The sequence below is a fragment of the Enterobacter cloacae complex sp. ECC445 genome (assembly GCF_021892025.1).
Taxonomy (GTDB): domain Bacteria; phylum Pseudomonadota; class Gammaproteobacteria; order Enterobacterales; family Enterobacteriaceae; genus Enterobacter; species Enterobacter chengduensis.
Window position 1 is genome coordinate 107,790 of sequence record NZ_JAKLRZ010000025.1, and the last position, 16,971, is coordinate 124,760.

The following is a 16,971-nucleotide window of genomic DNA, read 5'->3' on the forward strand; positions in this document are numbered from 1 at the left end:
AGCCCGATGGATCACCGGGCCTCAGAAGAGAGCGTTTCAACACGAAGCTGGTCTGGCGCCAGCCCCACGCTAAGAATGACAGGCTGCCACTCCTCGCGCGCGGCGAGCCTCGGAGAGAGGCCTTTAGCCAGCCAGAACCCGCCAACGCCTCCCAAAGCGGCCCCGCACATGGCGGCCACATCGGTACCGAACAGCATCTGGAAAAGGCCGCCCATGATAAACAGCCCGACCAGCGGAGAGAGATACACCAGCATGGCGGAGCTGAGCAGGCTGCCTTCCGCAATGCCCAGCTCGACCTTCTGCCCCGCCATCAGCGGCTGTTCGCTTGGCACAGAAATTGTGTGCGAGGTTTGCGGCCCGAGCTTATTCAACACGCGGCTACCGCAGCCGGCGCGTGATGCGCAGCTATTACATGAGGCTTTGACATCGCAGCTCACCAGCGCAATACCGTTCTGCCACGAGACGACCGTCGCCCACTCTTTGATCATTGTGCAGCCCTGAATTTAATGCTGTCGGAAATGCGCTTCGCCGTTTGCGGAGGAAGTTCGCCCACAATGGTGATCTCGGCGTTATCGCGTACCGTTGTGCTCACCGTACGGCGCCCGGTACGCAGCATTTGTTCGGCGCTGTTTGCCGTTGCGCGGTTGATGTTCACCGAGAAGCTGAACAAGCCGTCGGAATAGAGGCGCGATTCCACCGGCGTTTCAATCGTTGGCAGCTGGCGACGGCTGCTGGACACTTCGCTAAATCCCTGTGGGATCCAGGCAGGTACCCAGTTGAAATTAACGGAATCCCCGGCAGGAACAGAAAGCAGCGGCGGCAGGCTGGCCTTGGCCAGGTTTTGCATGCTGTTGCCAACCTGATTGTTCACGCTGAAGGAGATCACGCGGAACTGTTCCAGCGTTTCACCGTCACGGTCAAGGAGGTCAACACGCATCGGGAGTTTGGTTTCAGCGTCGATCCAGACGATATAGCTGTAGCGCGTTCCGTCCCGGGCAACAACGCGTATCACCTCGCACAGCCTGTCCGCGATGCGGGTACGCCCTACCGAAATAAAATCGTAGTAAGGAGCAAGCCGTTTAAAGTCGGTGTAAATGAGTGACGGCAGAGAATCAACGATATAGTCGCCATTCAGCGTGAAAGGCTCCAGACCGGGCTCGAAATAGCTGATTTCGTTACCACGCTGGACAACTTCCCGACGCGGGCCATCCATCTGTAAAAGCTGGGCGAGCGGCTGATTATCAAGACGGGCATGACGATAGCGTAACGACTCGACGCCCTGCTTATTGATGCTGATAAATGCCAACTCGTAGTTGAGTGACTGGCTGGCCATATTCATTTGCTGCAACAACGCCCCGGATGATACATCAGCCGAGGCGTTGGCAGAGAAGAACAGGCTACCCGCCATCAGAGACATGGCGAACCAAAGTTGCTTCATTACTGCGATTGCGTTCCTAAAGTTTGGTTTCCGGGCACCTGCACAGCGGCTTGCTGTGTCTGCGCCTGCTCAAACTGAAGCTGTTCAGAGTGCAGACGACGCTGCAGCTCGTAATCCTGCAACATCGCATTAATGCGACGGCGCTGCTCCTGAACCTGCTGTTGCTGACCGCCGCTGGCGGAAGCATCAGCCGGTACGCCCAGGCTTACCGGGCTGGCTTTGCCCATCATCGGCAGTGTGTTAAACACTGGCGCTTCTGGCTGCTGATTAGTTTCAGACTGAGTATTATAGTGCTGGACGCCAACAATAACTGCAAGCGATACGCATGCAGCCACACCCATTTGGGTAAGCTGGCTGGCCCACGGGCGCACCTTTTGCCAGAACGGCATTTTCTGCCACTGGTGAGGCGCGGGTTGAGCTTCAGGAATCAGCGGAGTGGTCTGATGAACAGGCTCATTCTCAATCGCCGCCATGACGCGGGCTGAGATATCGAAATGGAGAACCTCGCCGGTGTCACCGCGAAGGGTGTCACGAATGAGATGGTAACTCTCCCAGGTCTCTTGCATTTCGGGTGAATGAGACAGCTCGTTGAGCAGCTCACTATCCACCGTTTCACCATCCATTAAAGCGGAAAGTTTTTCTTTCTGCATGCCTAATACCTTTTCCAGTATCCCGCTATCGTCAACGCCTGATAAGCGGTTGAACTTTATTATCAATAGCTTCTCGCGCACGGAAAATTCGTGAACGTACCGTGCCGACCGGACAATCCATGATAGCGGCTATCTCTTCATAGCTCAGACCATCAAGCTCCCGTAACGTAATTGCCATGCGTAAATCTTCCGGGAGCGACTCGATCGTGCGAAAAACGATTTGTCTCAGTTCTTCTGACAACATTAAGTTCTCAGGGTTCGAAATTTCTTTCAATGCGCCGCCACTTTCGAAGTTTTCGGCGTCGATTGCGTCCACATCACTTGAAGGTGGACGACGGCCCTGAGCGACCAGATAATTCTTTGCCGTATTGACCGCAATACGGTACAGCCAGGTATAAAAAGCACTATCTCCCCGGAAAGAATCCAGCGCGCGATAGGCCTTAATAAAAGACTCTTGCACCACATCAGGTACATCACCTGACGGTACATAGCGGGAAACCAGGCTCGCCACCTTGTGCTGGTAGCGCACCACCAGTAGGTTAAAGGCTTTCTGATCTCCCTTCTGGACCCGTTCAACCAGGACCTGGTCCGTTAACTGCTCGCTCATCCGAGGTAATGTCTCCCCAAACCTAAATTCCACGCGTTATCGAAACGCCACTCTAAAAATACCGCACTTTGAGCAAGCACCGAATTAGAGTGTCCGATCGTCAATAAGTTCCGTAACGCCTTTGTTTTTGTTCATCGCGCCGCAGACCGTTCATTTTCTCTCATTATAAGTCTGTTCACGATACGCACCACTTTATGACAAGAAACATCTTTTTCCCGCCAGAAGAGTAACGCAACACAGGCTTTATTTCACCACAAAATCTGACGCTAACGATCTGCTTCGCAAAATAATTTCACTCATTTACCCTCCGTTTACCCCCGCTTACGCGTTTAGCCATTGCAACACCTTTTAAAAAAAACGTGCGATAAATCGCATTCGGGTGCTATTCTGACTCAACACTGTTTAGTAAATTAAACAACAATCATGAATACAACACCTGAACTGCATTGTGATGTCCTGATCGTCGGTAGCGGCGCTGCCGGTCTCTCTCTGGCGCTGCGCCTGGCGGAGCATCAAAACGTTATCGTTCTGAGTAAAGGACCGATAAGTGAAGGTTCTACGTTTTATGCCCAGGGCGGGATTGCCGCCGTGTTTGACGAGACGGACAGCATTGCATCCCACGTAGAAGATACGCTGATTGCCGGGGCCGGGATCGTGGATCCGCACGCCGCAGAGTTTGTCGCCAGCAATGCCCGTCACTGCGTTCAGTGGCTCATCGACCAGGGCGTCTTATTCGATACGCAGGTTCACCCCAACGGTGAAGAGAGCTACCACCTGACGCGCGAAGGGGGCCATAGCCACCGCCGCATCCTGCACGCTGCGGATGCCACCGGTAAAGAAGTGGAGACCACGCTGGTTGGCAAAGCGCTGAGTCATCCAAATATTCGGGTGCTTGAACGAAGTAATGCCGTTGACCTGATAATCTCCGACAAAATTGGCCTGCCGGGCACGCGTCGCGTGGTGGGCGCGTGGGTCTGGAACCGCAATAAAGAGAAGGTGGAAACCTGCCGGGCGAAGGCCGTGGTGCTGGCCACGGGCGGAGCCTCAAAAGTGTATCAGTACACCACGAACCCGGACATTGCCTCCGGCGACGGTATCGCTATGGCCTGGCGCGCCGGCTGCCGGGTGGCGAACCTCGAATTTAATCAGTTTCACCCAACCGCCCTGTTCCACCCTCAGGCGCGCAACTTCCTGCTCACGGAAGCCCTGCGCGGCGAAGGCGCCTATCTGAAACGCCCTGACGGCACCCGCTTTATGCCCGACTTTGACGCCCGGGGCGAACTGGCCCCGCGCGATATCGTTGCCCGTGCCATCGACCACGAAATGAAGCGCCTTGGCGTGGACTGCATGTATCTCGATATCAGCCATAAGCCAGCAGCGTTCATTCGCCAGCATTTCCCGATGATTTACGAAAAGCTGCTGAGCCTGGGGATTGATTTGACCCGCGATCCGGTGCCCATTGTGCCAGCCGCCCACTATACCTGCGGTGGCGTGATGGTTGACGATCATGGACGTACCGACGTGGATGGCCTGTATGCTATCGGTGAGGTCAGCTATACCGGGCTTCACGGCGCGAACCGTATGGCCTCGAACTCACTGCTTGAGTGCCTGGTGTACGGCTGGTCTGCCGCTGAAGACATCATCAGGCGCATGCCCTACGCTCGCGAGACGGAGCGCCTGCCGGCCTGGGATGAAAGCCGCGTGGAGAATCCGGACGAGCTGGTCGTGATCCAGCACAACTGGCATGAGCTGCGGCTATTTATGTGGGACTACGTCGGGATTGTGCGCACCACGAAACGTCTGGAACGCGCCTTGCGCCGCATCACCATGCTGCAGCAGGAGATAGATGAGTATTATGCCAATTTCCGCGTATCGAATAATCTGCTGGAGCTGCGCAATCTGGTGCAGGTTGCCGAGCTGATCGTTCGCTGTGCGATGATGCGTAAGGAGAGCCGCGGATTGCACTATAACCTGGACTACCCGGATCGGCTTGCCGAGTCCGGCCCGTCAATCCTCGCTCCGCAGCTTTACATAAACAGATAAAACGCCTGGGTCAGGGCAGTGTAATCTTCGGAATAACGCTGGTCTGGCCCGCGGATCACCATCCGGTCATTAAAGCATTCACCCTCTTTCGGCGAGAGCGCCAGCAGCACGCGGTGCGGCAGTCGGCCTTCCGTATCCGAAATATCGGTACGCAGACGGAGCGTCCAGCCAATCTCCTGCGCGATACCGATGAACGTGTTGCCGGTACTCTCTGGCAGGACCACGCAGAAAAATCCTTCTTCGGAGATGAGTTCGGCCGCACTGGTGAGCAGCGCTTTATGATCGAGGGAACCGGTATAACGCGCCTGTTCACGCTCGGGTGTGCCGCACTCAACGCCGGGCTCGTAGTAAGGCGGGTTGCTGACGATCAGATCGTAACGTGACGTTTGCTCCGGTGCCCAGGCGAGCACATCTGCGCATTCCACTTTCATGCGGGCTGCCCAGGGAGATTCGGCCACATTTTCACTCGCCTGCTCTGCGGCCTGTACATCCAGTTCGACGGCATCAATGGTGACATGTTCTTCCGTACGCTGCGCCAGCATCAACGCCACCAGCCCGCTGCCGGTACCAATATCAAGAATACGCTTAACGCCTGCGACAGGGGCCCACGCCCCCAGTAAAATACCGTCGGTACCGACCTTCATGGCACAGCGATCGTGGGCGACAAAAAATTGTTTGAACGTAAAACCATCGCGGCGCAGCTGCGCTTTGAGTTGAGACATGTCGGGGCAACCTTCTAAGTGAAACTGGAGTAGCATAGGGGAAAGCGAAGTGGCCGAAAAGCGATATCCATACAAACAGATGAAGATTACAGCCGTAACGTCTATAATCAGCGCCCCACACAGAGGTAGAACATGACTGTAACGACTTTTTCCGAACTTGAACTCGATGAAAGCCTGCTCAATGCACTTGAGAGCAAAGGCTTTACACGCCCGACCGCCATTCAGGCTGCGGCCATTCCGCCTGCGCTTGAGGGCCGCGATGTGCTCGGTTCTGCGCCAACCGGCACGGGGAAGACAGCAGCCTATTTGCTGCCTGTGTTGCAGCATCTGCTCGACTTTCCGCGTAAAAAATCTGGCCCGCCGCGTATTTTAATCCTGACGCCTACGCGCGAGCTGGCCATGCAGGTTGCCGATCACGCGCGTGAGCTCGCGGCAAATACCCATCTGGATATCGCCACCATCACCGGCGGCGTTGCGTATATGAACCACGCCGAAGTGTTCAGCGAAAACCAGGATATCGTCGTGGCAACGACGGGCCGCCTGCTGCAGTACATTAAAGAAGAGAACTTCGACTGCCGCGCGGTTGAAACGCTGATCCTCGACGAAGCCGACCGCATGCTGGACATGGGCTTCGCACAGGATATCGAGCATATTGCGGGTGAAACGCGCTGGCGTAACCAGACGATGCTGTTCTCTGCCACCCTCGAAGGGGAAGCGATTAAAGACTTCGCAGAGCGTCTGCTTGAAGATCCGGTGGAAGTGTCGGCTACGCCGTCCACGCGTGAGCGTAAGAAGATCCACCAGTGGTACTACCGCGCGGATAACCTTGAGCACAAGGTCGAATTGCTGAAACACCTGCTGAAGCAGGAAGATGCGCTGCGCACAATCGTGTTTGTGCGTAAGCGCGAGCGCGTGCACGAGCTGGCTGAGATGCTGCGTAACGCCGGGATCAACAACTGCTATCTTGAAGGCGAGATGGCGCAGATCAAGCGTACCGAAGGCATTAAGCGCCTGACCGACGGTCGCGTTAACGTGCTGGTTGCGACAGACGTTGCCGCACGCGGGATCGACATCCCTGACGTCAGCCACGTCATTAACTTCGATATGCCGCGCAGCGGCGATACCTACCTGCACCGTATTGGCCGTACCGGTCGCGCGGGCCGCAAAGGGATTGCGATTTCACTGGTTGAAGCGCATGACTACCTGCTGCTGCAGAAAATTGGCCGCTACGTTGATGAGCCGCTGAAAGCGCGCGTTATTGATGGCCTGCGCCCAACCACACGTGCGCCGAGTGAAAAAATGACGGGTAAACCGTCCAAGAAAGCGCTTGCGAAACGTGCTGAGAGAAAAGAGAAAGAAAAAGAGAAACCGCGCGTGAAGCAGCGTCACCGCGATACCAAAAATATTGGTAAACGCCGTAAGCCAAGCTCTGCCGCATCAGAGACAAAAACGGAAGAGTAAAAAAAAGCCGGGGACAATCCCCGGCTTTTTTATTCACCCCCGTAGCTGAAGCCTTACAGGCTTTCAGTAAAGGTACGCGCGATAACGTCGCGCTGCTGTTCTGGGGTCAGAGAGTTGAAGCGAACCGCATAGCCGGACACGCGAATGGTCAGCTGCGGGTATTTTTCTGGGTGCTCAACCGCGTCCATCAGCGTTTCGCGGCGCAGTACGTTTACGTTCAGGTGCTGACCACCTTCCACGCGCACTTCTGGCTTCACTTCCATTGGAATTTCACGGTACTCGATTTCGCCCAGTTTGCTCACCGGCACGATTTCATCTTCAGCAAAACCCGCTTTCGCGACGACACAGCGCGCTTCGTTTTTCTCGCTGTCCAGCAGCCAGAAAGAGTTGAGCAGATCGTCATTTGCAGCTTTAGTAATCTGGATACCTGTAATCATGTATTGCCTCCCTAGGCTACATTAACTGATGTCGGCCTCTCGCGGCCAATTGGTAAAACCATTGTTTCTTGTGTGTATATATATCATTCACACCCCGGCGATTTATTGATTTAAGTCAACAAAAACACCAACCACATAAAGAGTGTGGTTTGAATTTATTGCTTAAGATCAATTTTATGACCTTACCAATTCAATTTATCCTGCACATTTTCAACATAAATTTAGCCACTTAGCGCACATTTCGGCGTGGAATTTTGCTCACCGGGCTTTAGCAGGTAAGCTAGTCAGAGATTGAGATTCGCAGGAGAGCGAGATGACGACACCTTTAACCTGGCATGACGTGCTGGCAGAAGAAAAGCAGCAGCCCTATTTTATCAATACGCTCAACACCGTTGCGGCTGAGCGTCAGTCCGGACAGACGATTTACCCACCGCAGAAAGATGTGTTCAACGCCTTTCGCTACACCGAGCTTAGCGATGTGAAGGTGGTCATTCTGGGCCAGGATCCCTATCACGGTCCGGGCCAGGCGCATGGGCTGGCATTTTCCGTCCGTCCCGGCGTGGCGATCCCCCCTTCTCTGCTCAACATGTATAAAGAGCTTGAAGGAACCGTGCCCGGGTTTACCCGACCAAACCACGGCTACCTGGAAAGCTGGGCGCGCCAGGGCGTGCTGTTATTGAACACGGTACTCACCGTGCGGGCGGGCCAGGCGCACTCGCACGCCAGCCTGGGCTGGGAGACGTTCACCGATAAAGTCATCAGCCTGATCAACGAACATCGTGAAGGGGTGGTGTTTTTACTCTGGGGTTCTCACGCGCAGAAGAAAGGGGCGATTATCGACCGTCAGCGTCATCACGTGTTGAAAGCGCCGCACCCGTCACCGCTGTCTGCACATCGCGGTTTCTTTGGCAGTAATCATTTTGTTCTGGCGAATGAATGGCTGGAAAAACGGGGCGAAACGCCGATTGACTGGATGCCTGTGTTACCGGCAGAGAGCGAGTAGTATTTGAATGTGCCGGGTCAGACCCGGCACATTAAGAGGCTTAGGCCTTATTCTGACGCCACCACTCGGCCAGCAGCACGCCGGTCGCAACGGATACGTTCAGACTTTCCACGTTGCCCGTCCCATCGATTGAGACGCTCAGATCCGCACTGGAGAGCGCCGCATCAGACAGACCATCGCGTTCCTGACCCAGCACCAGCACCATCTTGCGTGGCAGCGTCGCTTTAAACAGCGGGGTACCGGCATGGCTCGAGGTGGTCACAATAGCGTAGCCCGCTTTACGGAACTGCTCGAGAGCGTCCAGCACGCTGTCGCCGGTGATCGGCTGTACGTGCTCGGCTCCGCCTTCCGCCGTACGGATCGCGGCGCCGGACTCCAGCAGCGCGGCATCCTGCAAGAGCACGCCTTTCACGCCAAAGTGCGCGCAGCTACGCATCATTGCGCCCAGGTTATGCGGGTTGCCCACATCTTCCAGCGCCAGCACGCAGTCATCGGCATCCGCCTGGCTAACCCACTGCTGCACGGTCGTGCCGTTACGTTTTTTGATCAGGAAGCAGACGCCGCCGTGGTGTTCAGTGCCGGAGGCTTTGGTCAGCTCGGCATCATCCACAACGTGATAGGCTTTGCGGTTCGCGGCCATCCAGCGCAGCGCTTCTTTGAAGCGCGGGGTCACGCTCTGGATAAACCAGGCGCGGACGATGCACTCAGGACGGCTCTGGAACAGCGCCTGGCAGGCGTTTTCACCGTACACGCGGGTCTCTTCCGCACGCTGGCGGCGCAGCACTTCCGGGTCGATAAAGCTTTTACCGCTGATACCGCCGTGATCGGCTTTTTCCGGCGTCTCATCGCCAGGTGCGCGAGAAACGGTGCGCCACGGGGAGGCGTTATCACGTGAGAAGTCATCACGTGGACGGTCACTGCGTGGGCGGTCGGAGCGAGGACGGTCATCGCGTTTGCGATCGTCACGTTTGCGGTCATCACCGCGGGTATTTCTGTCATCGCGGGCGGGGCGACGGCCACCGTCTGCACGAGAAGACGCCGGACGCCCGCCACCTTTTCCGGTACGCGGATTTTGGGTGCGTTTATCAGAGTCATCATCACTGCGGACATACATCACTTTGACCTTGCCGCTTTTGTTTTTCATTTCGTCGTTCATGCTTTTCTCCACCAGCGCTGCGCGAAGCGCGCAGATTACCCGATGTGCCAGCGCATAGCCATAATTTCGTACAAAAGCCTGCGACTATTGTTCTCATTGAATAAAACGCATTGTTGTTTCAAACAGGCTCATTGATAATATGTAACATATTAGAAACATTATCGGCGTTTTGCCGCTGTCCCACGGCTCTATCAGAGGTTAGTTATGAATACCGTATGTGCCAACTGTCAGGCTCTTAACCGCATTCCGGACGATCGGATAGAAGATGGTGCGAAATGCGGACGTTGCGGCCATGAATTGTTTGATGGCGATGTCATTAACGCGACGGGTGCTACGCTGGACAAACTCCTCAAGGACGATCTGCCCGTCGTTGTCGACTTCTGGGCGCCATGGTGCGGCCCATGCCGTAGCTTCGCGCCGATTTTCGAAGACGTGGCCGAGGAGCGTAGCGGAAAAATACGTTTCGTTAAGGTTAACACGGAAGCCGAACCTGAACTGAGCGCCCGTTTTCGCATTCGCAGCATTCCGACCATAATGATTTTCAAAAATGGCGAGGTGATCGACATGCTCAACGGCGCGGTGCCAAAAGCGCCTTTTGAAAGCTGGTTAAACGAGTCGCTGTAACATTCACGGGGCACATCTTGTGCCCCGTTCCCGCCTCTGCGAAAATAGGGTTTTTCCTGCATTTCGCCCATGACTGATAACGCCGTTCTACAATTACGCGCCGAACGCCTTGCGCGCGCCACCCGTCCGTTCCTCGCGCGCGGAAACCGTATTCGCCGCTGTCAGCGTTGCCTGCTGCCGCTGAAGGTTTGCCTGTGCGAGACGTTGACCCCGAGTTCGGCACAGAGCCGTTTTTGTCTGGTCATGTTCGATACCGAGCCGATGAAGCCCAGCAATACGGGGCGTCTTATCGCCGATATTCTGCCGGATACCGCGGCGTTTCAGTGGTCCCGTACGGAGCCGCCTCAGGCCCTGCTCGACCTGGTGGCCAACCCGGACTATCAGCCGATGGTCGTTTTCCCCGCGTCATATGCAGGTGCCGATCGTCAGGTGCTTTCGAGTCCGCCATCCGGTAAGCCGCCGCTATTTATTATGCTGGACGGCACCTGGACCGAAGCGCGAAAAATGTTTCGTAAAAGCCCCTATCTCGATGCGCTGCCGGTGATTTCTGTCGATCTTTCCCGCGTTTCTGCATACCGCCTGCGTGAAGCGCATGCTGACGGGCAATACTGCACCGCCGAAGTGGCGATTGCGCTGCTGGATTTAGCCGGTGATACCGCTGCGGCTGGCGCCCTGGGCGCCCATTTCTCCTGTTTCCGGGAACGCTATCTGGCGGGAAAAACCGTTCATAAGGGGAGCGTCACAGCAGCCGAGACGGAAAGCGTTTAAAATCATCAGGTCGCTTGCATTCACAGGAGGCCTGCATGAGCCAGCGAGGGTTAGAAGCGCTACTTCGTCCCAAATCCATTGCCGTTATCGGCGCATCAATGAAACCGGAACGTGCTGGCTATCTGATGATGCGCAACCTGCTGGCCGGGGGATTTAATGGCCCCGTCATGCCCGTCACGCCAGCGTATAAGGCCGTTCAGGGGGTGCTGGCATGGCCTGATGTACAGAGCCTGCCTTTCGTACCGGATCTGGCCGTACTGTGTACAAACGCGAAACGTAATCCGGAGCTGCTGGAATCGCTCGGCAAGAAAGGCTGTAAAACCTGCATTATTCTCTCGTCTCCGCCTGAACAGAAAGCCGAGCTTCTGGCCTGCGCCAGCCGCTATCAAATGCGCATTCTCGGGCCAAACAGCCTGGGGCTGCTCGCCCCCTGGCAGGGACTGAACGCCAGCTTCTCCCCGGTGCCAATCCGCAAAGGCAAACTCGCGTTTATCTCGCAGTCGGCTGCGGTATCGAACACCATCCTCGACTGGGCGCAGCAGCGTGAAATGGGATTCTCCTACTTCATTGCCCTCGGCGACAGCCTGGATATCGACGTTGACGAGCTGCTGGATTTTCTGGCGCGTGACGGTAAAACCAGCGCGATCCTGCTTTACCTTGAGCACCTCAGCGACGCGCGTCGTTTTGTCTCGGCTTCGCGAAGCGCGTCGCGCAATAAGCCGATCCTGGTGATCAAGAGCGGGCGCAGCCCTGCGGCGCAGCGTCTGCTGCATTCGCATTCCGGTATGGATCCCGCCTGGGATGCCGCCATACAGCGCGCCGGTTTGCTGCGGGTGCAGGATACGCACGAGCTTTTTTCCGCCGTTGAAACGCTCAGCCACATGCGTCCGTTGCGCGGCGAGAAGCTAATGATTGTCAGTAACGGTGCTGCCCCTGCCGCGCTCGCCCTTGACGAGCTGTGGCGACGCTTCGGCAAGCTGGCAACGCTGAGTGAAGAGACGCTGCAGCGCCTGAAAGACGCGCTTCCGGCCAGCGTGTCGCCCGGCAATCCGCTTGATTTACGCGATGATGCCAGCAGCGATCGCTACATCAAGGCCATTTCCATTTTGCTGGATAGCCAGGATTTCGACGCGCTGATGATTATCCACTCCCCCAGCGCGGTCGCGCCGGGCAGCGAAAGCGCGCGCGCGCTCATTGATGCTGTGCGCAATCATCCGCGAGGCAAATATGTCACCCTGCTCACCAACTGGTGCGGTGAGTTTTCTTCGCAGGAGGCGCGACGCCTGTTCAGCGAGGCCGGGCTGCCAACCTACCGCACGCCGGAAGGCACCATAACCGCGTTTATGCATATGGTGGAATATCGCCGCAACCAGAAACAGCTCCGCGAGACGCCGGCGTTGCCCGGGAATTTGACGGCCAATACCGTTGACGTTCACCGGCTGTTGCAGCAGGCGATTGAAGAAGGCGCGACGTCGCTGGATACGCATGAGGTCCAGCCCATTCTGGGCAGCTACGGGATGCAGACCCTGCCAACCTGGATCGCCAGCGACAGCGCTGAGGCCGTGCATATTGCCGAGCAGATTGGCTATCCGGTTGCCCTGAAGCTGCGTTCGCCGGATATTCCGCACAAGTCTGACGTTCAGGGGGTGATGCTCTACCTGCGGACGGCGGCAGAGGTGCAGCAGGCAGCCGATGCCATCTTCGATCGGGTCAAAATGGCCTGGCCGCAGGCAAGGATCCACGGCTTGCTGGTGCAAAGCATGGCTAACCGCGCAGGCGCTCAGGAGTTACGGGTGGTGGTCGAACACGATCCCGTTTTCGGCCCGCTCATCATGCTAGGTGAAGGCGGCGTTGAGTGGCGTCCGGAGGAGCAGGCGGTGGTGGCTTTACCGCCGCTGAACATGAACCTGGCGCGTTATCTGATCATTCAGGCGATTAAAAGTAAAAAGATCCGCGGCCGGAGCGCGCTGCGTCCGCTTGATATTGCCGGGTTAAGCCAGTTCCTGGTACAGGTGTCTAACCTGATCGTGGATTGTGCCGAGATCCAGCGGCTGGACATTCATCCCCTGCTTGCCTCCGGCAATGAGTTTACGGCGCTGGACGTGACCCTGGATATCGCGCCATTCGAAGGCGACAGCGAGAGCCGCCTGGCAATCCGCCCCTATCCCCTTCAGCTGGAGGAGTGGGTCGAGATGAAAAATGGGGAGCGCGCCCTGTTCCGCCCTATTCTGCCGGAAGATGAGCCCCAGCTGCGGACGTTTATCTCTCAGGTCACGAAAGAAGATCTTTATTATCGCTATTTTAGCGAAATCAACGAATTTACCCACGATGATTTAGCCAATATGACCCAGATCGACTACGATCGAGAAATGGCGTTTGTTGCCGTTCGTCGCAACGAAGAGGGGGATGAGATCCTCGGCGTCACGCGTGCGATTTCTGATCCAGATAACGTCGATGCGGAATTTGCCGTGCTGGTACGCTCCGATCTTAAAGGTCTGGGGCTCGGAAGACGACTGCTGGAAAAACTCATCAGTTATACGCGGGATCACGGATTATTACGCCTTAATGGCATTACTATGCCTAACAATCGCGGTATGGTGACCCTGGCGCGAAAACTTGGGTTTGACGTTGATATTCAGCTGGACGAAGGTATTGTGGCCTTGTCTCTCAGTCTGACATCAGCGGACAAACGCGAGTAAGCTACTGGAAATGTTACCCACTTTGGACGGGACTGGTGGTATCATTGTCCGCTTATGTTGTTTGCATGGTACAGACAACCCTTCAATGAACAGAGAAGAAACGCACTGTGATGTTGTCAAAATTTAAGCGTAATAAACATCAACAACACCTTGCTCAACTACCGAAGATTTCTCAGTCAGTTGATGATGTAGAGTTCTTTTACGCTCCCGCTCATTTTCGGGAGACGCTTCTGGAAAAGATTGCCAGCGCCACGCGACGCATTTGCATCGTGGCCCTGTATCTTGAACAGGATGAAGGCGGGCGCGCGATCCTGAATGCGCTCTATGAGGCCAAACGTCAGCGCCCGGAACTTGATGTTCGCGTGCTGGTAGACTGGCATCGCGCTCAGCGTGGCCGCATTGGCGCTGCCGCGTCAAATACTAATGCTGACTGGTATTGCCGCACGGCGCAGGAAAACCCCGGCGTTGACGTGCCTGTTTTTGGCGTACCGGTGAACACCCGTGAGGCGCTCGGCGTCCTTCATTTCAAGGGGTTTATCATTGATGACAGCGTGCTATACAGCGGCGCAAGTCTCAATGATGTTTACCTTCATCAGCTCGATAAATATCGCTACGACCGTTACCATCTGATCCGTAATCCACAGATGGCCGATATCATGTTCAACTGGGTTGATAAAAATCTGGTTCATGGCCGCGGCGTTAATCGCCTTGACGATCCCGAGCGTCCTAAAAGCCCGGAAATCAAAAATGATGTTCGCGCCTTCCGCCAGGAGCTGCGTGATGCGGTCTATCATTTCCAGGGCGATGCGAACAACGAAGAGTTATCCGTTACCCCGCTGGTCGGGCTCGGCAAATCCAGCCTGCTGAACAAAACGATCTTCCATCTGATGCCGTGTGCGGAGCAGAAGCTCACCATCTGCACGCCGTACTTCAACCTTCCTGCCGTGCTGGTGCGCAATATTATTCAGCTGCTGCGCGAGGGTAAAAAAGTGGAAATCATCGTGGGTGATAAAACGGCAAACGACTTCTTCATTCCTGAAGATCAGCCGTTCAAAATCATCGGTGCGCTGCCTTACCTCTATGAGATTAACCTGCGACGTTTCCTGAGCCGTTTACAGTATTACGTCAATACGGACCAGCTGGTGGTGCGCCTCTGGAAAGATGAAGACAACAGCTACCATCTGAAAGGAATGTGGGTCGACGATGAGTGGATGCTGCTGACCGGTAACAACCTTAATCCACGCGCGTGGCGACTGGATCTGGAAAACGCTATCCTGATCCATGACCCGCAGCATGAGTTAGCCGCAAAACGTGAACGCGAGCTGGAGCTGATTCGCACCCATACGACAGTGGTTAATCATTACCGCGAACTGCAGAGCATTGCCGATTATCCGGTGAAAGTGCGTAAGCTTATCCGCCGCTTACGTCGTATCCGTATCGACCGACTTATCAGCCGTATTCTGTAATGTCCAGGCCCTGTTATCCGCAGGGCTTTTTTATGGGGCCCGATGATGCGCATTCCTTTGTTACTGAGCGTCCTTTTCCTGAGCGGCTGTAGCCATATGGCCAACGATAGCTGGTCCGGGCAGGACAAAGCACAGCATTTCCTCGCTTCCGCGATGTTGTCCGCAGCCGGTAATGAATATGCGCAGCATCAGGGATACAGCCGGGACCGCAGCGCGGCAATAGGGCTGATGTTCTCCGTAGGTCTTGGGGCATCAAAAGAGCTGTGGGATAGCCGCCCCGCAGGGAGCGGCTGGAGCTGGAAAGATTTCGCCTGGGATGTCGCCGGTGCAACGACCGGCTATGCCGTGTGGCAGATGGCGCGGTATTAAAGTCGAATGCCTTTCCCTTTGCGATGCAGCATCAGGGAAACAATAAAGGCCAGTGCGCCCATTGCCGTTACGTACCAGAAGAACGTCGTTTCGCTTCCCCATGATTTAAGCGACAACGCAACGTACTCTGCCGATCCGCCAAACACCGCATTGGCTACCGCATAAGAGAGCCCTACCCCTAACGCACGGACCTGCGCCGGGAACATTTCAGCTTTAAGTATTCCACTGATAGACGTATAGAAACTGACAATCACCATCGCCATCATCACCAGCGCAAAGGCAGCATACGGTGAAGAGACATGTTGAAGCGCGGTCAAAATAGGAACGGTACACAATGCCGACAGCCCGCCAAAAATCAGCATCGACGTACGTCGACCGATTTTATCCGAGAGCGCACCGATAATGGGCTGTATGAGCATAAAGACAAACAGCGCCACGGTCATGACCACGCTGGCGACGTTTGCGTGCATGCCGGTGGTATTCACCAGGTACTTCTGCATATAGGTGGTGAACGTGTAGAAACTCAGAGAACCACCCGCAGTAAAGCCGAGTACCATAAGGAAGGCTTTGCGGTTACGCCATAACCCTTTGAATGTTCCTGCCTCCTTCAGCGTCCTGACCTCTTTCTGCGAGGTTTCATCTAACTGACGGCGTAGCCAAAGTGCGACAACGGCCAGTACAGCCCCCATCGCGAAAGGAATTCTCCATCCCCAGGCATGAAGTTGTTCATCCGTCAAAATCTGCTGCAGGATCACTACCACAAGAATGGCCAGCAGTTGACCGCCAATCAGCGTGACGTACTGGAATGAGGCGTAAAAACCTTTACGCCCTTCCAGCGCAATCTCACTCATGTAGGTCGCACTGGTACCGTATTCACCGCCCACCGATAATCCCTGGAATAATCGGGCCAGTAATAGCAGCGCCGGTGCCCAAGTACCAATCGATTCATATCCCGGTAAGCAGGCGATCACCAGAGAGCCAAAGCACATCATACACACAGAGATCAGCATAGAGGCCTTACGCCCGCGCCGATCAGCAATGCGTCCGAACAGCCAGCCCCCGATGGGCCGCATTAAAAATCCTGCGGCAAAAACCCCCGCCGTTTGTAGCAGCTGCGTTGTTGTGTTGCCAGAGGGAAAGAAGATATGTGCGAAGTAGAGTGAACAGAATGAGTAGACGTAAAAGTCGAACCATTCAACCAGATTCCCTGAAGAGGCGCTGACGATTGCCCATACTCTTCTTCGGGTATCACTGTTAGCCAGCGTCCCGTTTGATGCCATGCTTTCTGTCATTGTGATTATGCTCCTGCCATAAACAGCGGCGTATGAGCCAGAAGACTCAATTATCTCGTAAATGAAATGTTATAATTTTGTTATAATTAACATTGAGACAGCGATCACACATTCCATTAGCAGGATAAGGGATTAAGAGAAAGACCAGGAAGGGAAAGTACAAAAGCAAAAAACCCCGCACCTTACGGTACGGGGTTCTTCTTATTTGATGCCTGGCAGTTCCCTACTCTCACATG

At 55.4% G+C, this 16,971-nt stretch carries 17 protein-coding genes; 8 read left to right on the forward strand and 9 right to left on the reverse strand.

Going from position 1 to position 16,971, the window contains the following annotated elements:
• Positions 1 to 11: 11 nt before the first annotated feature.
• From rseC to rseD, 5 genes are read right to left on the reverse strand one after another with little or no spacing between them, the layout of a single operon-like run.
• Positions 12 to 488, reverse strand: coding sequence for a SoxR-reducing system protein RseC (gene rseC / locus L6R44_RS18575; protein ID WP_032643653.1), 477 nt, complete (start codon positions 486 to 488; stop codon positions 12 to 14).
• Positions 485 to 1,438: a sigma-E factor regulatory protein RseB gene (gene rseB / locus L6R44_RS18580; RefSeq protein ID WP_032643654.1), complete on the reverse strand. Its 954-nt coding sequence runs from the start codon at positions 1,436 to 1,438 to the stop codon at positions 485 to 487. The genes rseC and rseB overlap by 4 nt, the downstream gene beginning before the upstream one ends.
• On the reverse strand, positions 1,438 to 2,088 hold the full coding sequence (rseA, locus tag L6R44_RS18585; RefSeq protein WP_008502186.1) for an anti-sigma-E factor RseA: 651 nt from the start codon (positions 2,086 to 2,088) through the stop codon (positions 1,438 to 1,440). The genes rseB and rseA overlap by 1 nt, the downstream gene beginning before the upstream one ends.
• A 31-nt stretch (positions 2,089 to 2,119) precedes the next feature.
• On the reverse strand, positions 2,120 to 2,695 hold the full coding sequence (gene rpoE / locus L6R44_RS18590) for an RNA polymerase sigma factor RpoE (RefSeq protein WP_006176728.1): 576 nt from the start codon (positions 2,693 to 2,695) through the stop codon (positions 2,120 to 2,122).
• Entirely contained in the window at positions 2,692 to 2,775 is an 84-nt protein-coding gene (gene rseD / locus L6R44_RS25045; RefSeq protein WP_223605340.1) for a rpoE leader peptide RseD, read from the reverse strand. Before rseD ends, rpoE begins: the two co-directional genes overlap by 4 nt.
• 343 nt (positions 2,776 to 3,118) lie before the next feature.
• Here rseD and nadB point away from each other — a divergent pair, with 343 nt between their 5' ends.
• Positions 3,119 to 4,738 carry an L-aspartate oxidase gene (nadB, locus tag L6R44_RS18600; protein WP_237425046.1) on the forward strand — a complete coding sequence of 540 codons (1,620 nt, stop codon included), beginning with the start codon at positions 3,119 to 3,121 and terminating at the stop codon, positions 4,736 to 4,738.
• On the opposite strand, the gene trmN is transcribed toward nadB, so the two are convergent.
• A complete protein-coding gene (gene trmN, locus L6R44_RS18605) occupies positions 4,723 to 5,460 on the reverse strand; it encodes a tRNA(1)(Val) (adenine(37)-N(6))-methyltransferase TrmN (RefSeq protein WP_237425047.1) in 738 nt (245 codons plus the stop codon). The two genes, nadB and trmN, sit on opposite strands and share 16 nt — an antisense overlap.
• Positions 5,461 to 5,592: 132 nt before the next feature.
• Between trmN and srmB the strand changes: the two genes are divergently transcribed.
• Entirely contained in the window at positions 5,593 to 6,921 is a 1,329-nt protein-coding gene (gene srmB, locus L6R44_RS18610) for an ATP-dependent RNA helicase SrmB (protein WP_008502189.1), read from the forward strand.
• Positions 6,922 to 6,974: 53 nt separating this feature from the next.
• Here srmB and grcA read toward each other — a convergent pair whose 3' ends face one another.
• Positions 6,975 to 7,358 (reverse strand): autonomous glycyl radical cofactor GrcA, encoded by a 384-nt coding sequence (grcA, locus tag L6R44_RS18615; protein ID WP_008502190.1) that lies wholly within the window; start codon positions 7,356 to 7,358, stop codon positions 6,975 to 6,977.
• A 313-nt stretch (positions 7,359 to 7,671) separates the two neighbouring features.
• Between grcA and ung the strand changes: the two genes are divergently transcribed.
• Positions 7,672 to 8,361, forward strand: a complete 690-nt coding sequence (ung, locus tag L6R44_RS18620; protein ID WP_023294333.1) for a uracil-DNA glycosylase — start codon at positions 7,672 to 7,674, stop codon at positions 8,359 to 8,361.
• Positions 8,362 to 8,401: 40 nt separating this feature from the next.
• Here ung and L6R44_RS18625 read toward each other — a convergent pair whose 3' ends face one another.
• Complete coding sequence (locus L6R44_RS18625) at positions 8,402 to 9,517, reverse strand: tRNA/rRNA methyltransferase (RefSeq protein ID WP_237425048.1); 1,116 nt, start codon at positions 9,515 to 9,517, stop codon at positions 8,402 to 8,404.
• A gap of 204 nt (positions 9,518 to 9,721) precedes the next feature.
• Between L6R44_RS18625 and trxC the strand changes: the two genes are divergently transcribed.
• The 5 genes from trxC to L6R44_RS18655 all read left to right on the forward strand — a co-directional run bounded on the left by trxC (position 9,722) and on the right by L6R44_RS18655 (position 15,443).
• Positions 9,722 to 10,141: a thioredoxin TrxC gene (trxC, locus tag L6R44_RS18630; RefSeq protein ID WP_032643660.1), complete on the forward strand. Its 420-nt coding sequence runs from the start codon at positions 9,722 to 9,724 to the stop codon at positions 10,139 to 10,141.
• A gap of 69 nt (positions 10,142 to 10,210) precedes the next feature.
• A complete protein-coding gene (gene tapT / locus L6R44_RS18635) occupies positions 10,211 to 10,909 on the forward strand; it encodes a tRNA-uridine aminocarboxypropyltransferase (RefSeq protein WP_237425049.1) in 699 nt (232 codons plus the stop codon).
• A 35-nt stretch (positions 10,910 to 10,944) separates the two neighbouring features.
• On the forward strand, positions 10,945 to 13,608 hold the full coding sequence (locus L6R44_RS18640; RefSeq protein WP_237425050.1) for a bifunctional acetate--CoA ligase family protein/GNAT family N-acetyltransferase: 2,664 nt from the start codon (positions 10,945 to 10,947) through the stop codon (positions 13,606 to 13,608).
• A 110-nt stretch (positions 13,609 to 13,718) separates the two neighbouring features.
• Positions 13,719 to 15,074 (forward strand): CDP-diacylglycerol--serine O-phosphatidyltransferase, encoded by a 1,356-nt coding sequence (gene pssA, locus L6R44_RS18650; RefSeq protein WP_237425053.1) that lies wholly within the window; start codon positions 13,719 to 13,721, stop codon positions 15,072 to 15,074.
• 45 nt (positions 15,075 to 15,119) lie between these two features.
• On the forward strand, positions 15,120 to 15,443 hold the full coding sequence (locus L6R44_RS18655) for a YfiM family lipoprotein (protein ID WP_032643716.1): 324 nt from the start codon (positions 15,120 to 15,122) through the stop codon (positions 15,441 to 15,443).
• Here L6R44_RS18655 and L6R44_RS18660 read toward each other — a convergent pair.
• On the reverse strand, positions 15,440 to 16,735 hold the full coding sequence (locus tag L6R44_RS18660) for an MFS transporter (protein ID WP_032643664.1): 1,296 nt from the start codon (positions 16,733 to 16,735) through the stop codon (positions 15,440 to 15,442). The genes L6R44_RS18655 and L6R44_RS18660 overlap by 4 nt on opposite strands.
• Positions 16,736 to 16,971: the final 236 nt, after the last annotated feature.